The sequence below is a fragment of the Candidatus Accumulibacter propinquus genome (assembly GCF_056856495.1).
On sequence record NZ_JBSEHC010000003.1, the window covers coordinates 1,680,007 to 1,700,710 of the forward strand.

Below are 20,704 nucleotides of genomic sequence, written 5' to 3' on the forward strand. Positions count from 1 at the left end.
GGCTGCGGCTGCGAGCGTAGCGGATGTGGGGGAATATTCATGACGATTCTCCTTGCGTGTGGGCCATTCCTGGGCCGCTAGAAAAGCTCGATGTCGGCCTTCTTCGGCGCGACCAGGAGGGTGCTGGCGTAAGCTTTTTCGGCTTCGGCGATGCTCTGGTTGGTGTGGCCCCGCTTGCAGAAGGCGTCGCCGGTCTGCGGATCGAGGAGGACCTTGCGCGACCACGGGCCCATCAAATCCGAGGCGAGCAGTGGCACGCCCTCGCGCGCCAGCCATTCGCGCGCGAACTCGGCGTTGCGCTGGCCGATACTGACACCGGTGAGCGAAGAAACGACGTTGCCGCCACCGAAGGCCTTGCCCTGGAGACGCTTCTTTTGCGCGCCGCGGGCGAGCATGCCGTTGAGCAGCGCTTCCATGCAGAAATTGCCGCAGAGCAGCACGTCGAGGTCCTTGTTGGCGGTCTTCTCGAATTTCGGCAGCATGAAATGGTTCAAGCCACCGATCCGGAGTTGCGGATCCCACAGGCAGACCGCGACACACGAGCCGAGGAGGGTGGCAATCGGGCGTTGGTTCTCGATCGCCCAACCGCCCGGATTGACGTTGCGCGCCAGGCGTTCGAGATCGCGTGGACTGTTCATGGCAAGGTTACCGGGCAAGATTCGGGAAACTGCGCCGCCGCGACCGGCCGGCAGAAGAAATAGCCTTGATAGTACTCGCAGCCGTGCTGATCGAGAAAAGCCAGTTGAGCGGGCGTCTCGACGCCTTCGGCGAGCACCGAGAGTTGCAGTGAACGGGCCATGGCGATGATCGTCGAGGCGATTTCGGCGGCATTGGCGTCGCTGGTGATGTCGCGGACAAAACTGCGGTCGATCTTCAGCTTGTCGATCGGGAAGCGTTTGAGATAGCTCAGCGAGGAGTAGCCGGTGCCGAAATCGTCGATCGACAGCCGTACGCCCAGTTCACGAAGGCGCTTGAGGATTGCCACGGCGCGTTCGCCATGCTCGATCAGGATCCCCTCGGTGATTTCCAGTTCAAGGAAGCGCGCGTCGAGGCCGGTGTCCGCGAGCGTCTGTCGGACGAGTTCTGGGACGTCCTGCAGGAAGAACTGGCGCGGCGAGACATTGACGGCGATGGTCCGCAAGGGTCGCCCGGCATCGAGCCAGGCTTTCATCTGCCGACAGGCAGTCAGCAGAACCCAGGCACCAAGCGGTGCGATCAGCCCGCAGTCCTCGGCCACCGGAATGAATCGCATCGGCGCAATCATTCCCTGTTCCGGGTCAGGCCAGCGTACCAGCGCTTCCGAGCCGATCACCGCGCCGGTCCTGGCCTCGATCAGTGGTTGATAATGCAGGACCAGATGCTCGAGTTCGATGGCTTTGCGCAGGCTGGATTCCAGCCGCATGCGTTCGAGCGCCAGTGTGGTCAGCGATTCGGTATAGAAGCAGAAGGTCTTGCGCCCCTGCGCCTTGGCCAGGTTCACCGCGGTGTCGGCGTTGCGCATCAGCAGCGCCGGGTCGCAGCCGTCGTCTGGAGAGATGCTGATCCCGATGCTGGCCCCGATGTAGATGTCCTCTGCGCTACCGATCCGGAAGGGCGCTTCGAGCGCCTTGAGCAGGTCGCGCGCGACGACGGCGGCGTCGGCGGACACCTCGACGTCTTCCATCAGCACCGCGAACTCGTCGCCGTGCAGGCGCGCCAGGGTGTCCTCATCGCGCAGACGCGACTTGAAGCGTTCGGTGATCGCCACCAGCAGACGGTCGCCGAATTCATGTCCCAGCGAGTCGTTGATATTTCTGAAGAGGTCGAGGTCGAGGATCAGCAAGGCCAGCTTGTGGTCGTGACGGCGTGCGCGATCGAGTGCGTGCTGGTAGCGGATGTTCAGCAGGCTGCGGTTGGGCAGGCGTGTCAGGGCGTCGTGATAAGCGATGAACTCGGCATGGGCCTCGGCGTTCCGGATGCGGCTGATGTCCGTAAACACGCCGATGTAGCGTTCGATCTCATTTCGCTCATTGAGCACGGCGCTGATCGTCAGCCACTGCGGATAGTGTTCGCCGTTCTTGCGGCGGTTGCACACCTCTCCTTCCCAGAAGCCCTTGCCCGTCAACTGCGACCACATGGCGGCGTAGAACGCCGTGTCATGATGGCCGGATTTGAGGAGGCTGGTATTGCGACCGACAACTTCTTCGCTGCTGTAGCCGGTAATCTTGCTGAAGGCGCGATTGACGGCAATGATCCGGGCCGAGGCATCGGTGATCGCCACCCCGTCGCGGGTCTGTTCGAATACCGTTGCAGCCTGCCGCAGGGACTCCTCCTGGCGGCGCAAGGCGGTGATGTCGTCGACGATCACGGCGAACTGCTGCGGTTCCGGTCGGTAAACGGTGACCCGGTACTGGCGGTCGAGGTCGCTGCTGAAATCGTCGAACTGTTGACCGTCGCCGGTCAGGGCAACGGCGCCATAGCGCTCGATCCAGTGCGGCTCGATGTTTGGCAGCAACTCGCGGACGCAGCGTCCGACGGTATCCGCCCTGGCCAGTCCGGTGATCGCCTCGAATGCCGGGTTGACATCGATGAAGCGGTAATCGCAAGGCTTGCCTTCGGCATCAAGAACGATCTCGTGCAGCGCGAATCCGGAGGTCATCGACTCGAACAGGCGGCGAAAGCGGCTTTCGCTGGCGCGCAGGCTGGTTTCGGCCTGTTTTCTGGCGGTAAGCTCGTCAAACGCGGCTTCGATCAGGCTGCGGTAATGCGGGTCGCTGAATCCGCGGCCTTGTTCGCGAGCCGTGGCCGCAGCCGAGTCGACAACGATGCCTTCGACGCCCAGAAAGCTGCCGTCGCCGGCGAAGAGCGAGATCTTTCGATCCTCGATCCAGCGCGAGTTGCCGTTGCGGTCGATGATGCGGTAGCTGAGTGTGGTCTGCTGCGGACCACCGCGCAGACGCTCGCAGTCGACCACGACTGACGCGACATCGTCCGGGTGGATCAGGCTCAGCCATTTCTCCGGCAGAGCGTTGATTTCGGCCGCGGTGTAACCGGTCAAGGCTTCGCAATTGAGCAGGATGTCGCTCGACCAGTCGGCCGCTGCGCGATAGGTCATGCCGGGCAGGTGGTCGAGCAGTGTTCTCAGCTCGGCTTCACCGCGGCGGGCGCGGATCTCCGAGTTCAGCGGCGCGCTGACATCCTGCATCGTCAGCACCAGGTATTGGGTGTGGCGGGGGTGTGCGCCGTCGCCGTCGGAGAACGGGGTCAGGGACCAGTTCCAGTAGCTGATTCCGAGAATCGGACTGAGCTTCGGGAGGAAGGGGCGCGCGGTGTGGACATGCGCGACGCCGGAGTCGCGCACCTGCCGAAAAATGGCCTCGACGGCGGGCTGCGGAAAGACTTCGAAATACTGGCGACCGAGAAAGAAATCGGGTGTCGCGCCGGTTGCCGCGGCGAATTGTCGAGTGACGCGCAGAAAGCCCAGATCGGCGTTCAGCACGGCGATCGCCAGACCCAGTTGATCAAGGATCGCAGCCCACGGCGAAGCGGTATCGAGGTCGCCAAGGAGTTGGCGGTCGAGCGGGTTGTGGGCGGTGAGCATGACGTTCATCAGCGTTGCTGCACTTCCTGTCCGGCGGCAATGGCGTACTCGGCAAGCGGGGGCGTCAGTTCCGCCACGTGTGCCCACCTGGCTGTCATTGCTGCCGACCAGGACGCATCAGACGCTCGGGGAACCATCGCCGCTACTGACCTTGGCGAGCATGGCGATTTCCTCGACCGACAGGACCCGCGCGATGTTCAGCAGGATCACGAACTTGCCGGCGACCTTGCCCATGCCCTGGATGAAGTCGGCGCGGATCCTGGCGCCGAACGATGGTGGCGGCTCAATCTCGCTGGCGGGGATCTCCAGTACCTCCGATACCGCATCGACCATGATTCCGATGTCGTGCCGGAAGTCGCTCTCGCTGACTTCGACGATGACGATGCAACTGCGTTTGCCGACTTCGCTCTGGGCGTGGCCGAAGCGTGCCGAGAGGTCGACCACCGGGACGACGCTGCCGCGCAGATTGATGACGCCGCGGATGAAGGGCGGCATCATCGGGATCTCGGTGAGGTTGCCGTACTCGATGATTTCCTTGACGTTGAGAATGCCGACGGCAAACATTTCGCCGCCGAGCAGGAACGTGAGGTATTGCTGGGGGGCTTCAGCCGCCTGGGTTACCTGGACGGCGGCTTTCGTCGACCTGGCGACCGCGTTGGCGGTGCCTCCTGCGGGTCGGGTTTGGGCGATCTGGGTCATCGAAGACTCCTGTTCAGAAACGTTCGAAGTCGTTTTCGGACGCCGCTACGGCGGTGCTGCGCACCGGTCGCTTGGTGCGTGGCGATGAGGTGCTGGTGCCTGCTGGCGGGCGCTTGGCAGTGACGGCCTTGCGTTGCGCAGCCACGGCATGACCGCCGTCGGCAAGGCGGAAGAAGGTCATCAGTTCCTGCAACTGTTGTGCCTGCCCGCCCATTTCTTCGGAGGTCGCGGCGAGTTCCTCGGATGCCGAAGCGTTCTGCTGTGTCGCCTGGTTGAGTTGGCCCATTGCGCCGTTGATCTGGCCGACGCCCGAGGACTGTTCCTGCGAGGACGAAGCAATTTCCTGGACGAGGTCGGAAGTCTTGCGGATCGACGGTACCATTTCTCCGAGCAGGGAACCAGCGCGCTCGGCGAGCTTGACCGAATCCCTGGCGACGCTGCTGATCTCCTGCGCGGCGACCTGCGAACGTTCGGCGAGCTTGCGGACTTCGGCGGCGACGACGGCAAAGCCTTTGCCGTGCTCGCCGGCGCGCGCGGCTTCGATCGCCGCGTTGAGTGCCAGCAGATTGGTCTGGTAGGCGATGTCGTCGATGATGCCGATCTTGTCGGCGATGCTCTTCATCGCTTCGACGGTCTTGCCGACCGCGTCGCCGCCTTCGACGGCCTGCCGGGCGGCGGTCGACGCCATGCCGTCGGTGACCTTGGCGTTCTCGGTGTTCTGCAGGATCGAAGCGCTCATCTGTTCCATGCTCGAAGTCGTTTCCTCGACCGAAGCCGCCTGCTCACTGGACGACTGCGACAGCGACTGGGCGGTGGCCGAGACCTGGCCGGAGGCGTTCGAGAGGTTGTCGGCAGCGGAACGGACCTCGCCGATGATCTCGCCGAGCTTGCTGACCATCGCCTGCATCGCCGCCATCAACTGCCCGACTTCGTCCTTACCCTGGACGTCGATCCTGACCGTCAGGTCGCCTTCGGCGAGCGCGTTGGCGGCGGCGACGGCTTCATTGATCGGTTGGGTGATCGAGCGGGTGACCCAGATCGCGAAGCCGATGCCGATGACGAAAGCCGTCAGCGCCAGCGTGAGGATCAACGTCGCGGCCTGGTCGGCAGCCTTGTCCGCCTGCTCACCGGCCTGCTTCATCAGCTCGGTCTGGAAGTCGGTCAGCTTGTTGATCGACGTCATGTAATCGAGTTGCGACTTGCGCACTTCGCTCAGCAGGTGCGTGGTGGCCTCTTCGGTCTTGCCGCTCCTGGCGATGTCGACGAACTTGTCGAGGTCGGCGATGAATTCCTTGCGCAGGTTGATCGCGTCGGCGATCAGTTTCTTGCCGGCTTCCGAGGTGACCGTCTTTTCGAGTTGTGCGAAGCGTTCGCTGACAACCTTCCGCGCCTCGTTGATGCGCTCGAATTCCTTTTTCACCTCGTCCGGGTTCTTCATCAACAGGACGTTGCGTGCCGCGCGCGCGACGACGTTCACGTTTTCGATGATGTCATTGGCCCAGATCGTCTTCGGAAACTTGTCCTTGACCATGTCGTCCATCTCTTGGTTGAGCATCTGTACGCGGCCGTAGGCGAATACCGACAGTATGGCCAACAGCAGGAGAACGATGCCGAAACCGAGGCCGAGGCGCATGCCGATTTTCAGGTTCTTGAACACGATGTATTACCTCCAGTGATGCTGCGTTGATGAGTGTCTTGAGTCAGAGCAAAATGGTTTTCGTCGGCCAGACGGAAGAAGCTCATGAGTTCCTGCAGTTGCCGCGCCTGGCTGTCCATTTCCGCCGAGGTCGCGGCGAGTTCTTCGGATGCCGAGGCGTTCTGCTGTGTCGCCTGGTTCAGTTGACCCATCGCGGCGTTGATCTGGCCGACTCCCTCTGTCTGTTCCTGCGAGACCGAGGCAATTTCGTGGACCAGCTCGGAGGTCTTCCTGATCGGCGGGAGCATTTCACCCAGCAAGGTCCCCGCGCGTTCGGCGAGTCCGACCGAATCGTTGGCAAGCTTGCCGATTCCCTGGGCGGCGACCTGCGAGCGCTCGGCAAGTTTGCGGACTTCGGCGGCGACGACGGCGAAGCCCTTGCCATGCTCGCCGGCACGCGCGGCTTCGATGGCCGCGTTCAGTGCCAGCAGGTTGGTCTGGTAGGCGATGTCATCGATGATGGCTATCCTGTCGGCGATGCTCTGCATGGCCTCGACGGTCTTGCCGACCGCCTCGCCGCCTTCGACGGCCTGCCGTGCCGCGCTTGCCGCGATGTCGCCGGTGACCCTGGCGTTGTCGGTATTCCGCGCGATCGAGGCGCTCATCTGCTGCATGCTCGCGGTGGTTTCCTCTACCGAGGCCGCCTGCTCACTTGAAGACTGCGACAGGGATTGTGCGGTCGAGGAAACCTGGCCGGAGGCGTTCGAGAGATTGTCGGCGGCGGTACGCACTTCGCCGATGATCTCCCTGAACTTGCCGATCAGGCTTCTGATGGCCAGCAGCATGCTGGTGGTGTCCCCGGCCGGGGTGGCGACGGTGACCGCCAGATTGCCGCCGGCGAGTTCCTTGACCACGCTCGCGACGTAGCTCGGCTCGCCCCCCAGAACCCGGAGCACGAAGCGACGAATGAAGAAAGCAAAGCAGGCAATCAGCGGCAATGAGAGCAGGATCGCCATGGCGACGCTCTTCCACATGAAGGCGCTGACCGCGGCATCGACCTTGTCCAGCGAGATCTGCATGCTGACCAGCCCGAGGGGAGTCCCGACTTCGACCAGATGGCAGCCCGTGCAGTCCTTGCCGAGATAGCTCTTCGAGGCCAGGACCGGTTTCACCGCTCGCAGATAGGGCGCTTGCCGGGCGTCCTGCTCAATACGCAGGATCTCCCGCTGGTTGGCCAGCACCTCCTTCTCCAGTTCATCGAGTGCAGGAGGAGGGCGGCCACCATCGCCAAACTGGCTGATCACGGCCGGGCTGCGAATGACCACCAGATCCTTGATGACCGAAAGTTCCTTGATCTGGTCGAGGAAGACTTCGCGCTGTCCCACCGTGCCGGTAATCATCATGCCGGTCAGACCGGCCATCGTCATTTCGTGGATGCTGTTGGCGAAGTCCCCGGCCTGCGCAAGGATGGTCTCGCGATTGACGCGAGTTTCCCAGGCGATCATGCCGCCGAGCGCCAATGCGAGCATCAGCCAGATCGCTACCGTCAGCCGTAGCCAGATCGGCATGGCAAATGGCGTCATCGCGAACCCGCCGGGAGAGCGCTGTCGGCAAGTCGGAAGAAACCCATCAGCTCCTGCAGTTGCTGCGCCTGCCCGCCCATTTCCTCGGCGGTCGCGGCAAGTTCCTCGGATACCGAAGCGTTCTGCTGCGTCGCCTGGTTGAGCTGGCCCATCGCCCTGTTGATCTGGCCGACGCCGGAGGACTGTTCCCGCGAGGCCGCGGCGATTTCCTGAACGAGGTCGGAAGTCTTGCGGATCGACGGTACCATTTCGCCGAGCAGGGAACCGGCGCGCTCGGCGAGCTTGACCGAATCCCTGGCGACGCTGCTGATCTCCTGCGCGGCGACCTGCGAACGCTCGGCAAGCTTGCGGACTTCGGCGGCGACGACGGCGAAGCCCTTGCCGTGCTCGCCGGCGCGCGCAGCTTCGATCGCCGCGTTCAAGGCCAGCAGGTTGGTCTGGTAAGCGATGTCGTCGATGATGCCGATCTTGTCGGCGATGCTCTGCATCGCTGCGACGGTCTTGCCGACCGCCTCGCCACCTTCGACGGCCTGCCGGGCTGCCGCCGAAGCCATGCCGTCGGTGACCTTGGCGTTCGCCGTGTTCTGCATGATCGAGGCACCCATTTGCTCCATGCTCGAAGTCGTTTCCTCGACCGTGGATGTCTGGTTGTTCGATGACTGCGACAGCGACTGGGCGGTGGCCGAAACCTGTTCCGCAACATTCGAGATCCTGTCGGCGGCGGTGCGCACTTCGCTGATGATCTCCCCGAGTTTGTCAATCATGGTCTGCATGGCAGCCATCAAGCTGCTCTTGTGCCGGGTACGGATAACTATCGTGAAGTCTCCGCGCGCGGCACGTTGCGCGATTGCGGTTGCTTCTTCGGGGTCACCACCCAGCCTGTGGGTGAGGCGGCGCAGGGCCAGGGCAAATAGGGTGGCGCCGATCAGGGCAGCGCCAATGGCCAGGAAAAGGGCAATGTTGCGCAGACGACTCATCGCTGCCAGTGCCTGTTCGGCAGCCGCTTGCGTACCCTCGCCAACCCGCTTTTTCTGATCGAGTATCTGTTGCTTGAGGTCGCGCCAGATTGGCGTTTCCTCCTTGTTCAGGAGCGTTCTGGCGCTCTTCGAATCGGTTGCAGCCAGTTCGACAATGGCCTTGAGTCGTTGGTCGCGGGCTCTGACCAAGGTTTCGATCTTGAGCAGATCAGTGGTCGCTGTGGAGCCCTTGGACAGTTGAATTGCGCTCTCCAGTGCCGCGTGGAAATCCTTGTTGGCCTGTTCGAGGTTGTCATAGGCCTTGCGATTGGCGGGATCCAGGATGATGTTGCGGATCGCCTGGCCCATCTGGAGTCCTTGAGCTGACATTTCGCTGTAGGCGGTCAGCAGGGCCTGCTCCTGATTCACATAGTGCGAGAAGGCCTGGTGGGCACCGCTGATACTATTCAATGCGATGCCCATGGCGACACTGAAGAGGATCAGCAGGAGCGTGCCGGCAACGACCAAAGTCTTCCGAATCGAAAGTGATGGCATGGGTTTACCTGTCAGCCAAGGGTGAGAACCAGTTCGGTCTTGGGTTCGCGCGATCAGAGGCATCTTTGGCTTCCACTCAGAGACGCTCGAATTGAATGTTGCGCTGTGCTTTCCTGATGCCCGGCTCGGCAGTGGCTGATCGGCGATCGGCACCGTCCAACTGGCCGATTACTTCTTCCACGTGGTCGCTGTCGGCAATACGGAAGAAGCCCATCAGTTCCTGCAGTTGCTGCGCCAGCCCGCCCATTTCCTCGGCAGTTGCGGCGAGTTCCTCGGATGCTGAAGCATTCTGCTGTGTCGCCTGGTTGAGCTGGCCCATCGCACTGTTGATCTGGCCGACGCCGGAGGACTGTTCCTGCGAGGACGCAGCGATTTCCTGGACGAGGTCGGCGGTCTTGCGGATCGACGGCACCATTTCGTTGAGCAGAGAACCGGCGCGCTCGGCGAGCTTGACCGAATCCCTGGCGACACTGCTGATCTCCTGCGCGGCGACCTGCGAACGTTCGGCGAGCTTGCGGACTTCGGCAGCGACGACGGCAAAACCCTTGCCGTGCTCGCCGGCACGCGCGGCTTCGATCGCCGCGTTGAGTGCCAGCAGGTTGGTCTGGTAGGCGATGTCGTCGATGATGCCGATTTTTTCGGCGATGATCTTCATCGCCTCGACGGTCCTGCAGACCGCTGTGCCGCCTTCGACCGCCTGGCTGGCGGCGGTCGCTGCCATGGCCTGGGTGACCCTGGCGTTGTCGGTGTTGCTGACGATCGCGGCGCTCATCTGGGCCATGCTGGTGGTGGTTTCCTCGACCGAGATCGCTTGTCCGGAAGACGATTCCGAGAGCGAATGCGCGGTTGCCGAGACTTGCGCCGAGGAATCGCTGAGTCTGTCGGCCGTCGCCCGGACCTGGCCGATGATCTGCGAGAGTGTGGCGATCATCCGCTGTGTCGCTGCCATGAGCTGGCCTACTTCGTCGTGGCTGGAAGTGTCGACCTGGGCGCCGAGATCTCCTTCGGCGAGCGCGTTGGCGGCGGCGAGGGCCTCGTCGATCGGCTGCGTGATCGAGCGTGTGACGCGCCAGGCGATCAATTGCAGGATGAACATGGCGATGATCAGCCCGATGGCCATCCGTCTCGTTTGCCGCCACATTTCGCTGTCGATGTCGTCGATATAGATGCCGCCGGAGACGACCCAGCCCCATGGCGCATACAACTGACCGGTGGCGAGCTTCTCGGTCGGCGCATCGTAGCCGGGCTGCAGCGAGAAATAGTTGGTGAACACTTTCTCGCCAGCCTTGGCGTGATCGACTATCTCCTTCACGAACGCCTTGCCGTGGCTGTCCTTGAGGCTGGCGAGATCCTGGCCGGTCGCCTGTGCCTGCTTCGGATCCTCCACCAGCCGGTATTGTGTGTCGTAGATCATCAAGCTGTTGTCACCATCGAAGCGCAGCCGCTTGATCGCTTCGCGCGCGTCGATCTGCGCGGAGGTGTTGGTCAGTTCGCCGCTGCTGGCCAGATCGCCGTAGTGCATGATCAGCGTCTGTCCGATATCGACGATTCCCTGCATCTGGTCGCGATGAATGGCGATCATCTCCGCGCGCTGAATGATCAATGAATATCCTGAACTAGCGGCCAGCATCACCTGGGCGAGCAGCGCGAAAAGGATCAGACGGGTGCGGATCGAGATCTGAGCCAGCTTCATGATCGGCACGACGCGGCGAGTGGCAGAAGGGTCAACGCAAGAGCGCGGCGGACGTGAGCGGCCAGATTGCCCCTGAGCCCGGTGCACCCTTGCGTTGAGGAAACGGGGGGCATTACATGCTCCGGCTCAGAAACGTTCGAAGTCGTTGCTGACAGTCGCCCTGCCGGCGCTCTGCCGCGGCGCCGGCGTGCGCGGTACAGCGGCAGGCGCTTCCCGGCGAGTGGCGGCGCTGCCGCCCTTCGCTCTGACTGGCGCGCTGCCATGATCAGCATCGGCGAGGTGGAAGAAAGTCATCAGATCCTGCAGTTGCTGCGCCTGCCCGCCCATTTCCTCGGCGGTCGCGGCGAGTTCCTCGGATGCCGAGGCGTTCTGCTGCGTCGCCTGGTTGAGTTGGCCCATCGCGCCGTTGATCTGGCCGACGCCCGAGGACTGTTCCTGCGAGGACGAAGCAATTTCCTGGACGAGGTCGGAAGTCTTCTTGATCGACGGCACCATTTCGCCGAGCAGGGCACCGGCGCGCTCGGCGAGCCTGACCGAATCCCTGGCGACGCTGCTGATCTCCTGCGCGGCGACCTGCGAACGTTCGGCAAGCTTGCGGACTTCGGCGGCGACGACGGCGAAGCCCTTGCCGTGCTCGCCGGCGCGCGCGGCTTCGATCGCCGCGTTGAGTGCCAGCAGGTTGGTCTGGTAGGCGATGTCGTCGATGATGCCGATCTTGTCGGCGATGCTCTTCATCGCTTCGACGGTCTTGGCGACCGCGTCGCCGCCTTCGACGGCCTGCCGGGCGGCGGTCGAGGCCATGCCGTCGGTGACCTTGGCGTTCTCGGTGTTCTGCAGGATCGAGGCGCTCATCTGTTCCATGCTCGAAGTCGTTTCCTCGACCGAAGCCGCCTGCTCACTGGACGACTGTGACAGCGACTGGGCGGTGGCCGAGACCTGGCCGGAGGCGTTCGAGAGGTTGTCGGCAGTGGAGCGGACCTCGCCGATGATCTCGCCGAGCTTGCCGACCATCGCCTGCATCGCCGCCATCAACTGCCCGACTTCGTCCTTGCCCTGGACGTCGATCCTCACCGTCAGGTCGCCTTCGGCGAGCGCATTGGCGGCGGCTACGGCCGCATTGACCGGTTGCGTGATCGAGCGGGTGATCCAGAGCGCGAAGGCGGCGCCAAGGACGAGCGCGGCGATGGCCAGGGTGAGGATCAGCGTCGCGGCCTGCTCGGCGGTCTTGTCCGCTTGCTCTCCAGCCTTGTTCATCAGTTCGGCCTGAAAGTCGATCAGCGTCTCGATGGAGGACATGTAGGCGGTTTGCGTCTTGCGCACGTCACTGAGCAGGAAGTGTGTCGCTTCGTCAGCCTTGTCGGCTTTCGCCATCTCGATAAACGTGTCGGTCCGCGCGACATATTCCTGGCGTTTGGCAAGCGAGTCCGAAATCAGCTTGCGGCCTCTTTCGGAGGTGATGCTCTTGTCGAGCCTGGCCAGCAGTTCGTTGATGTTCCTGCGCGCCTCGATGACCCTGTCGAGTTCCTTGCTGGCAGCATCCGGGTTCTTCAACAACAGCACATTACGCAAGGCGCGCGCGATGACGTTCACGTTGTCGACGATTTCGTTGGCCCAGACGGTCTTCGGAAACTTGTCGCGCACCATGTCGTCTATCTCGGTTTGGAGTGTCGCCATGCGGCTGTAGGAGATCACCGCCTGAACCACCATCAGCACGAGAACGATGGCGAAACCGACGCCGAGGCGGGTGCCTATACCCAGGTTCTTGAACACGATTGCACTCTCCAGTAGTCGGTTTCAGAATCGATGAACGGCGTTCATGGAGGGGCTCCGGATTCTGCAGCGATTCCTGCAAGGAGCACGATTTCGTCGGTCGACAGGACGCGGGCGATGTTCAGCAGGATGACGAACTTGCCGGCAACCTTGCCCATGCCGTCGATGAAGTCGGCGCGGATGCGGGCACCGAAGGACGGCGCCGGTTCGATTTCGCTGCGTGGAATCTCGATCACTTCCGATACCGCATCGACCATGATGCCAATGTCGTGTCTGAAATCGTTCTCGCCGACTTCGACGATGACGATGCAGCTGCGCTTGCCGACCTGGCTCTGGGCATGTCCGAAGCGGGCCGCAAGGTCGATCACCGGCACCACGCAACCGCGCAGGTTGATGACCCCACGGATGAAGGGTGGCATCATCGGAATCGCGGTGAGATTGCCGTATTCGATGATCTCCTTGACGTTGAGGATGCCGACCGCGAACATCTCGCTTCCGAGCAGGAAGGTGAGGTATTGCTGCGGGCCTTCGGCGGCCGCCTGTTGCGCCTGCAGGGCGGCCGCCGCTTTCCTGGCCACCGCATTGACGGCGCCGCCGGCGGGCCGGGCTTGAGCGATCTGTGTCATCACCGTCCCCGTTCAGAAGCGCTCGAAATCGTGGTCGGCAGACGCCGTTGCCGGCACGCGTGCCGATCCCTTGGCGCGTGGCGTGGCCGTGGCCGCCGGTCGCCGGGCCGCCGGGCCGCCGACCTTCCTGACCTGCGCCTTGGCGTGACCGCTGTCGGCGAGTTCGAAGAAGGTCATCAACTGTTGCAGTTGCTCCGCCTGACTGCCCATTTCTTCGGCGGTGGCGGCGAGTTCTTCGGACGCCGAGGCGTTCTGCTGCGTTGCCTGGTTGAGTTGGCCCATCGCGCCGTTGATCTGGCCGACGCCGGAGCTCTGTTCCTGCGAGGCGGAAGTGATTTCCTGGACGAGGTCGGAGGTCTTCTTGATCGACGGTACCATTTCGGTGAGCAGAGAGCCGGCGCGCTCGGCGAGTTTGACCGAATCCTTGGCGACGTTGCCGATTTCCTGGGCGGCGACCTGCGAACGTTCGGCGAGCTTGCGGACTTCGGCGGCGACGACGGCGAAGCCCTTGCCGTGCTCACCGGCGCGCGCGGCTTCGATCGCTGCGTTCAAGGCCAGCAGATTGGTCTGGTAGGCGATGTCGTCGATGATGCCGATCTTGTCGGCGATGCTCTTCATCGCCTCGACGGTCTTGGCGACCGCCTCGCCACCTTCGACGGCCTGCCGGGCTGCCGCCGAAGCCATGCCGTCGGTGACCTTGGCGTTTTCGGTGTTCTGCATGATCGAGGCGCTCATCTGCTCCATGCTCGAAGTCGTTTCCTCGACCGAAGCGGCCTGTTCGCTGGACGACTGCGACAGCGACTGGGCGGTGGCCGAAATCTGGCCCGAGGCATTCGAGAGATTGTCGGCGGCGGTGCGTACTTCCCCGATGGTTTCGACGAGCTTGGCCACGGTCTGGTTGATGGCGTTCTTCAACTCGTCGAAATCGCCCTGGTAGGAAGTGGTGATGGTCTGCGTGAGGTCGCCGCCGGCCATCGCTCCCATGATCCGTCGCACTTCGTTGATCGGGTCGACGACGTTGTCGAGGGTGTCATTGACGCCGGCGACGACCTTGCGGAAATCGCCCTGGTGGCGACTGGCGTCGGCGCGCGTTTCGAGCTTGCCGGCGACGGCTGCCGTCGACAGCATCGCGGCGTCGGTGACGAGCGCATTGACCGCGTCGACGCAAGCGTTGAGGTTGTTCTTGATGATGTTGTAATCGCCGCTGTAGCTGTCGGTGATCTTCGGCGGGATGTCGCCCTTGGAGATGCGGTCGACGTAATTGGCGGTGACGTTGAGCGGGTTGACGATGTTGGTGATCGCTTCATTGACCCCCTTGACGAGCTGGTTCCAGCCACCGACGAAGAGATCGGCGTTGGCGCGCTTGCCGAGTTGTCCCTCGGCCGCCGCCCTGATGATGATGTCGGTCTGGGCGAGCAGGTCGCTCATCATCCTGACCATGTTGTTGAGGTTGTTCTTGATGATGTTGTACTGGCCCTTGTACTCGGTGGTGATCACCGGCGGGATGATTCCCTTGGCGACCTTGTCGACGTAGTCGGCGGTGACGTTCATCGGATCGACGATGTTGGTGATCGCTTCATTGACGCCCTTGACGAGCTGGTTCCAGCCACCGACGAAGAGGTCGGCGTTGGCGCGCTTGTCGAGTTGTCCGTCGGCGGCGCCCCGGATGATGATGTCGGTCTGGGTGAGCAGGTCGCTCATCATCCTGACCATGTTGTTGAGGTTGTTCTTGATGATGTTGTACTGGCCCTTGTACTCGGTGGTGATCACCGGCGGGATGATTCCCTTGGCGACCTTGTCGACGTAGTCGGCGGTGACGTTCATCGGATCGACGATGTTGGTAATCGCTTCATTGACTCCCCTGACGAGCTGGTTCCAGCCACCGACGAAGAGATCGGCGTTGGCGCGCTTGTCGAGTTCGCCGTTGGCGGCGCCCCGGATGATGATGTCGGTCTGGGTGAGCAGATCGCTCATCATCCTGACCATGTTGTTGAGGTTGTTCTTGATGATGTTGAAGTCACCGTTGTAGCTGTCGGTGATGACCGGCGGGATGACGCCCTTGGCGATGTCGTCCACGTAGCGGGCAGTGACGTTGAGCGGGTTGATGACCGCGTCGAGGGTGTTGTTGACCCCGGTGACCACCTTCTGGAAGTCCCCTTGATGCTTCGTGGCATCGGCGCGCGTCGCCAGCTTGCCATCGACGGCGGCCCGGGCCAGCAGGTCGGCGTCGTTGATCATGCGCTGCACCGCTGCCTGGACCGCTTCGACCCCCTTCGCCAGTTGGCCGACTTCATCCTTGCTGTCGATGTCGAGCTGAAAGTTGAAGTCGCCGGTGGCCATCTTGTTGGTGGCGGCAACCAGCTTGCTGGTCGGACCGGTGATCGAGCGGGTGATCAGGAAGGCGAGCACCACGAGGATCAGCACTGCGGCGACGGCCAGGCCGATCAGCAGCGTGCGCGTCGAAGTGGCCAGTGCCTCGGCATCGGCGCCGGCCTTTTCGGCCAGATCCGTCTGGAAGTCGATGAACGCACTGACAACTTTGGTGTAGTCGGTGAAGGCCGGACGGTAGGCGCCGTCGAAGTGTTTCAGCGCCTCGTCCCATTGTTTGGCCTTGATCTGCTCCTCAAGCTTGCCCGAGGCGGCGACGAAGGTCTTGCGTGCGTTCTTGCAGGCGTCGAGGGCAGCCTTGCCCTTGTCGCTGTAGCTGAACTTGTCGAGGGCCTCGAAGCCCTTGGTGACCCCCTCGCGCGTTTCAACGATCCGGGCCATTTCCCGGTTCGTCGCTTCCTCGTTCCTGACGATCAGCATGTTGCGGTGAAAGCGGCCGACCGAATTGACGTTGTCGATGATGTCGTTCGCCAGCTTGGTCTTGACGTTCTTGTCCTTGACCAGGTCGTTGATGTCGGTCTGCAGTTCACCGACGCGGGCGATGCCGATGATCGTGACCACGAGCAGCAGCAACAGAGCAATGGCGAAGCCAATGCCGAGGCGGATGCCGATCTTGAGATTGGAAAGCATGGGGTGACCTCTTGAGGTAAGGGGCGAAGATCTGGTAAAGAGCTGCTAAAAGGCTGGCAAGGCGCGGAGCTGTCTGGTCGGAGTCACGGCGGTGCATGGCGCTGCGCATCCTGCTCACGGTGGCGCTCAGTGAATCGATACGCTTTCATGCGCGCCTCCGGTGCGGGCGTTTGTTGCCGCTGCGCCGGGCGCCAGCCGCTCGCCCTCGACGCTGATGGCGCGCTCGACGAGCGCCGGCACGTCGAGGATCAGGGCCACTTCGCCGGTGCCGAGGATGGTGGACCCGCCGATGCCGCGCAGGTGTTTGAAGAGGACGCCGAGCGGCTTGATCACCGTCTGGAATTCGCCGAGCAGGGCATCGACGACCAGGCCGGCCTTCTCGCCGGCGTACTGGACGATGACCACGTTCTGACGGCTGGGGATTTCGCCGCCGATGCCGAACAACTCGCGTAGCCGGACGAAAGGCAGAACCTCGCCGCGCAGGTTGAGGTAGTTGCGCTGTTCCGGAACGTTGGCGAGTTCGATGCATTCGACGACCGAATCCAGCGGCACGACGTAGGACGCCTTGCCGACACCGGTCAGGAAGCCATCGATGATCGCCAGCGTCAGCGGCAGGCGGATGGTGAAGGTCGAGCCTTCGCCCTCGGCGGTGAGCACCTCGACGCTGCCGCGCAGGCTCTGGATGTTGCGTTTGACGACATCCATGCCGACGCCGCGACCGGAGATGTTGGTCACCTGGTCGGCAGTCGAGAAGCCGGCCTCGAAGATCAGGTTGATGATTTCGTGGTCGGAAAGCGTGGCCGCGGCGTCGATCAGCCCCTTGTCGATCGCCTTCTGACGAATCTTGTCCCGGGGCAGCCCGCCGCCATCGTCGATGACCTCGATGACGATGCTGCCCGAGTCGTGGTAGGCGTTGAGCTGCAGCGTCCCGTTTTCGGGTTTGCCGCGGGCGGCGCGCACTTCGGCCGACTCGATGCCGTGGTCGATGGCGTTGCGCACCAGGTGCATCAGCGGATCGCCGAGCTTCTCGACGACCGACTTGTCGAGTTCGGTCTCGGCGCCGGTGATCACCAGGTCGATGGCCTTGCCCATCTCGCGCGCGTTGTCGCGCACCACCCGGTTGAAGCGGTTGAAGGTCTCGCCGATCTGCACCATGCGCAGTTGCAGCGCCGAATCACGGATGTCCTCGACCAGGCGCAGCAGTACCGAGGTCGATTCCATCAGGTCCGACTGGCCGCTGCGCTGCGCGAGCAGGTTGGCGCCGGCACCGGCGATCACCATCTCGCCGACCAGATCGATCAACTGGTCGAGTTTGTCGGCCTGCACACGGATCATGCGCGCATCGAGCGCCTTCTTGTCGCTGAGCACGCTCTGGCGGCTGGCCGCGGCCTCGACAAGTTCCTTGTGCACCACCTTCTGCTCGACCAGGATCTCGCCGATCGGTGTCTGCGCCGGGCTGGTGCCCTCGACTTCCACGCCGGCGCTACGGCTCTGTACGGCGAGACCCTCTTCGAGCTCGGCCTGCGTCAGGGCTCCCGAGCGGACCAGGATCTCGCCCAGGCGCATCGGGCCTTCGGGTGACTCGTTGATCAGTGTGATGTATTCATTGATCTTCGAGTGCGGCGGCAGGATGTACAGCGTGCACTCGTCACGGACGAACTCGAAGACCTGCTCGATCTGGGCTTTGGAGGCCCGCGTCTGGAAGTGGATCTCGAAACCGAGGTAGCAGGATTCGGGGTCCATCTCCGCCGCCGCCGGCATGGCGTCGGCGAGCGTGTTGATCGCCGTGATCTCTCCGAGTGAGGCGAGGAAATTGAGGAAGGACAGGGGGTCCATGCCCTTCCGCAGCACGCCGGGGCCAAAGCGGACCGAAATATGCCAGGCGTCGGTATTGACGACGCCGCCACCGGACGCCTCCAGTTCGCTGCTGTGCTCGACCGGGAGCGCGTCTTCCCTGGCGCTGCCGCCGAGGAACTGCTCGGTCAGCGTCGCCAACAGCGCATCGCCACGCGCCTGCACCTCTGGGTCGGGGTGCGGCGAGCCGGCGGCGAGCACATCGAGCAAGGCGCCGAGGTGATCGCAACATTCGAGCATCACCGTCGACAACTCACCGCTGACCGGGATCTCGCCGTTGCGCAGCTTGTCGAGAACGTTCTCGACCTTGTGCGTGAAGGCTTCGATGAAGTGGCACTCGACGACCCCGGAGCCGCCCTTGATGGTATGCGCGGCGCGGAAGATGGCACCGAGGTTGTCGGCGTCGTCGGGGTTCTGTTCGAGTCGCAGCAGGCCGTCTTCCATCGCGATCAACTGGTCGCGGCTTTCATTGACGAAGGTGCTGGTCAGTTCGTCCATCGGACTTCCTCGCTGGCGTTGGGTTCAGGGTTTCGCGGAGATCAGCATCGGGTCGCCGAAGACGCCGACCAGATTGCAGAAGTCGAAGAGGCGCTGGACGCTCGGGCTATGGCTGATGATCTTCAGTTGCTTGCCCTGCTGCAGGACTTCGCGTTTGAGCAGCAGCAGCAGTTGCAGGCCGGCGGTGTCCATTTCGCCGACTCCCGAGAGGTCGAGTTCGAGGTCCTCGGTGGCCGCCAGGGCGGCCAGCAACTGTTCCTTCTGCGCCTGTGCCTGATAAATAGTCATGTCCTCACGAATGGCGAGGCGGTTGGCGGTAGTAGCGTTCATCGTGACACCTGTGGGTGGGTTGAGGCGGCAGGTCAGAAGAGTTCGACGTTCGACGGCTTTTTGGGGGCTGCCGGTGGCGCGGTGTGGGCTGCCGCTCGCCCCTTGGCCTTGGTGGCAGCTGGTCCGCGCGGCGCGGCGTTTGAACCTGCCATCGCCTGCGTATGGGCGTCACGCTGCTGCGCCATCACATAGGTCGAGTAAACCTGCTCGATCTGCGCGGCCAGCGGTTCGACGGCATCCTCGCGGCGGACGTCCTCGGCGCGCTCGAGCACTCCGGCCAGAGAACTGGCGTGGCTGTCGACCCGCTCAATGCCGCTGATGACGTGTTCGATCTGCTGGCGTGTGACGTCCTGGAATTGCACGCTGGCCAGCGTATCCATGAACATGGTGCCGAGTTTGCCGCTGCTGGCGGTAATCGTTTCGAGAATGGTGCGCTCGCGTGCGGTGAGGCTCTCGTAGCTGGCGCCGAGCGAGGCGAGTTGCTGCGCAAAGCATTCGAGGCTGTCGCGCTCCTCGTTGATGTGCGAGTGCGCCAGCTTGTCCCTGAACTGCGTCTCGATGATATTGGCGACGGCAATGATGCCGTCGTTGATTTTCTTGACCGCGTTTTCGGTTTCGTGCGACAGCTTGCGGACTTCGTCGGCGACCACTGCGAAACCGCGCCCCGCCTCGCCGGCGCGCGCGGCCTCGATCGCCGCGTTGAGCGCCAGCAGATTGGTCTGTCCGGCGATGTGCTTGATCAGGTCGACCAGGGTCTGCAAGGACTTGGCTTCGCGCACCGCCTCGGCGCTACGCGCCTGGTCCTGCTGTGTTTCGGTAATGCGCTGGGCGATGAAGGCTTCGAGCTTGCTGATCAACTGGCGATTGCCGCCGATCTTGGCTTCGGAATCGAGGGCCATCGTTTCCGACTCGGCGGCCGCGCCGGCGACGAAATGATTGAGGTCGGTGACCACCTCGTCGATGGTTTGCAGGCGCGAAGTGACGTCGTAGGCGGCTTTTTCGGTCTGCTCGACGACGCTGCGCAATTGCCCGACGAGGACCTTGTTGAAGCGCGGAATTTCCCGCAGTTCGGGCATCGCCACGCGCTGGCAGACCTTGTTCGACGGACAACGCTGGCGTACGTCCTTGAGACCGGTTTCGATGCCCATATGCACATCATGGTAGAGGACGCGCGAGACGGTATGTTGAATGGCGACGAAGAGCAGCAGACCGAACAGCGTGATCAGGGTGTCGGCACTGCGGTCGCCGAGTCCGAAACGGGACTCCAGGAATTCGTCGAAGAAATCATGTACCAGGAAGATCACGATGACCAGGACGACTGCCGCGGCGATGCCGGTGATCAGCGTGCGCTGGCGATACTGCTGGTACGGCTGGCGGAGTGCGGTGGCCATGAGGTCGTCCTAGCGAATAACCAGCTTGATGGTGTTGAGCAGGTCGTCGGCAGTGGCAGGCTTGACGATCCAGCCCGAGGCGCCGGCGGCTTTCGCTTCCAGCTTGCGGCTCTGCTGCGATTCGGTGGTCAGAAAGAGAATCGGCAGGAAGCGGTAGGCAGCGAGCGTGCGCACCTGTTTGATGAGTTCGATGCCGTTCATTCCGGGCATGTTGAGGTCGGTGATCAGCAGATCGACCTTGACCCCGGCCTTGAACTTCCTGAGCGCCTCGTCGGCATTGGAAGCCTTTTCGACGGCGAATCCCGCCTTGCCGAGAATGCTCGAAACACTGAGTAGAATGGTCGCCGAATCATCGACCAGAAAAATTGTTTTTGCCATGTTGAGACTTCTCCTGTTCGGCATGCATCGCGCCGGCCGGCACGCTAATTGCACAGATGACAATCTGACAGGAGAGAGAGTAGCGGCCCGGATGGCATGGCGCTATCCGGTAATCCACGTGTCTCTACGTGGAAATA

The 20,704-nt window shown here is 62.8% G+C and carries 14 protein-coding genes; all 14 read right to left on the reverse strand.

What is annotated here, in order from left to right; all coding sequences use genetic code 11:
- Positions 1-77: 77 nt before the first annotated feature.
- The 14 genes from AC15MQ_RS13525 to AC15MQ_RS13590 all read right to left on the reverse strand — a co-directional run bounded on the left by AC15MQ_RS13525 (position 78) and on the right by AC15MQ_RS13590 (position 20,567).
- Complete coding sequence (locus AC15MQ_RS13525) at positions 78-638, reverse strand: chemotaxis protein CheD (RefSeq protein ID WP_287670118.1); 561 nt, start codon at positions 636-638, stop codon at positions 78-80.
- Positions 635-3,589: a sensor domain-containing protein gene (locus AC15MQ_RS13530; protein ID WP_483080384.1), complete on the reverse strand. Its 2,955-nt coding sequence runs from the start codon at positions 3,587-3,589 to the stop codon at positions 635-637. The genes AC15MQ_RS13525 and AC15MQ_RS13530 overlap by 4 nt, the downstream gene beginning before the upstream one ends.
- A 108-nt stretch (positions 3,590-3,697) precedes the next feature.
- On the reverse strand, positions 3,698-4,279 hold the full coding sequence (locus AC15MQ_RS13535) for a chemotaxis protein CheW (protein ID WP_350496350.1): 582 nt from the start codon (positions 4,277-4,279) through the stop codon (positions 3,698-3,700).
- Positions 4,280-4,292: 13 nt separating this feature from the next.
- Positions 4,293-5,936, reverse strand: coding sequence for a methyl-accepting chemotaxis protein (locus tag AC15MQ_RS13540; RefSeq protein ID WP_483080385.1), 1,644 nt, complete (start codon positions 5,934-5,936; stop codon positions 4,293-4,295).
- Complete coding sequence (locus tag AC15MQ_RS13545) at positions 5,921-7,498, reverse strand: methyl-accepting chemotaxis protein (RefSeq protein ID WP_483080386.1); 1,578 nt, start codon at positions 7,496-7,498, stop codon at positions 5,921-5,923. Before AC15MQ_RS13545 ends, AC15MQ_RS13540 begins: the two co-directional genes overlap by 16 nt.
- Positions 7,495-9,009, reverse strand: coding sequence for a methyl-accepting chemotaxis protein (locus AC15MQ_RS13550; RefSeq protein ID WP_483080387.1), 1,515 nt, complete (start codon positions 9,007-9,009; stop codon positions 7,495-7,497). The genes AC15MQ_RS13545 and AC15MQ_RS13550 overlap by 4 nt, the downstream gene beginning before the upstream one ends.
- Before the next feature lie 76 nt (positions 9,010-9,085).
- The gene (locus tag AC15MQ_RS13555; protein WP_483080388.1) at positions 9,086-10,702 is read right to left on the reverse strand and encodes a methyl-accepting chemotaxis protein; all 1,617 of its coding nucleotides are present in this window, start codon (positions 10,700-10,702) and stop codon (positions 9,086-9,088) included.
- A 126-nt stretch (positions 10,703-10,828) separates the two neighbouring features.
- A complete protein-coding gene (locus AC15MQ_RS13560) occupies positions 10,829-12,472 on the reverse strand; it encodes a methyl-accepting chemotaxis protein (protein ID WP_483080389.1) in 1,644 nt (547 codons plus the stop codon).
- A 44-nt stretch (positions 12,473-12,516) separates the two neighbouring features.
- Positions 12,517-13,098: a chemotaxis protein CheW gene (locus AC15MQ_RS13565; protein ID WP_483080390.1), complete on the reverse strand. Its 582-nt coding sequence runs from the start codon at positions 13,096-13,098 to the stop codon at positions 12,517-12,519.
- 12 nt (positions 13,099-13,110) lie between these two features.
- A complete protein-coding gene (locus AC15MQ_RS13570; RefSeq protein ID WP_483080391.1) occupies positions 13,111-16,116 on the reverse strand; it encodes a methyl-accepting chemotaxis protein in 3,006 nt (1,001 codons plus the stop codon).
- 126 nt (positions 16,117-16,242) lie between these two features.
- On the reverse strand, positions 16,243-18,468 hold the full coding sequence (locus tag AC15MQ_RS13575; protein ID WP_483080392.1) for a chemotaxis protein CheA: 2,226 nt from the start codon (positions 18,466-18,468) through the stop codon (positions 16,243-16,245).
- Positions 18,469-18,492: 24 nt separating this feature from the next.
- Positions 18,493-18,798, reverse strand: coding sequence for an STAS domain-containing protein (locus AC15MQ_RS13580; RefSeq protein WP_483080393.1), 306 nt, complete (start codon positions 18,796-18,798; stop codon positions 18,493-18,495).
- Between the two features lie 32 nt (positions 18,799-18,830).
- A complete protein-coding gene (locus AC15MQ_RS13585) occupies positions 18,831-20,189 on the reverse strand; it encodes a methyl-accepting chemotaxis protein (RefSeq protein WP_483080394.1) in 1,359 nt (452 codons plus the stop codon).
- Between the two features lie 9 nt (positions 20,190-20,198).
- Entirely contained in the window at positions 20,199-20,567 is a 369-nt protein-coding gene (locus AC15MQ_RS13590; protein WP_287652640.1) for a response regulator, read from the reverse strand.
- Positions 20,568-20,704: the final 137 nt, after the last annotated feature.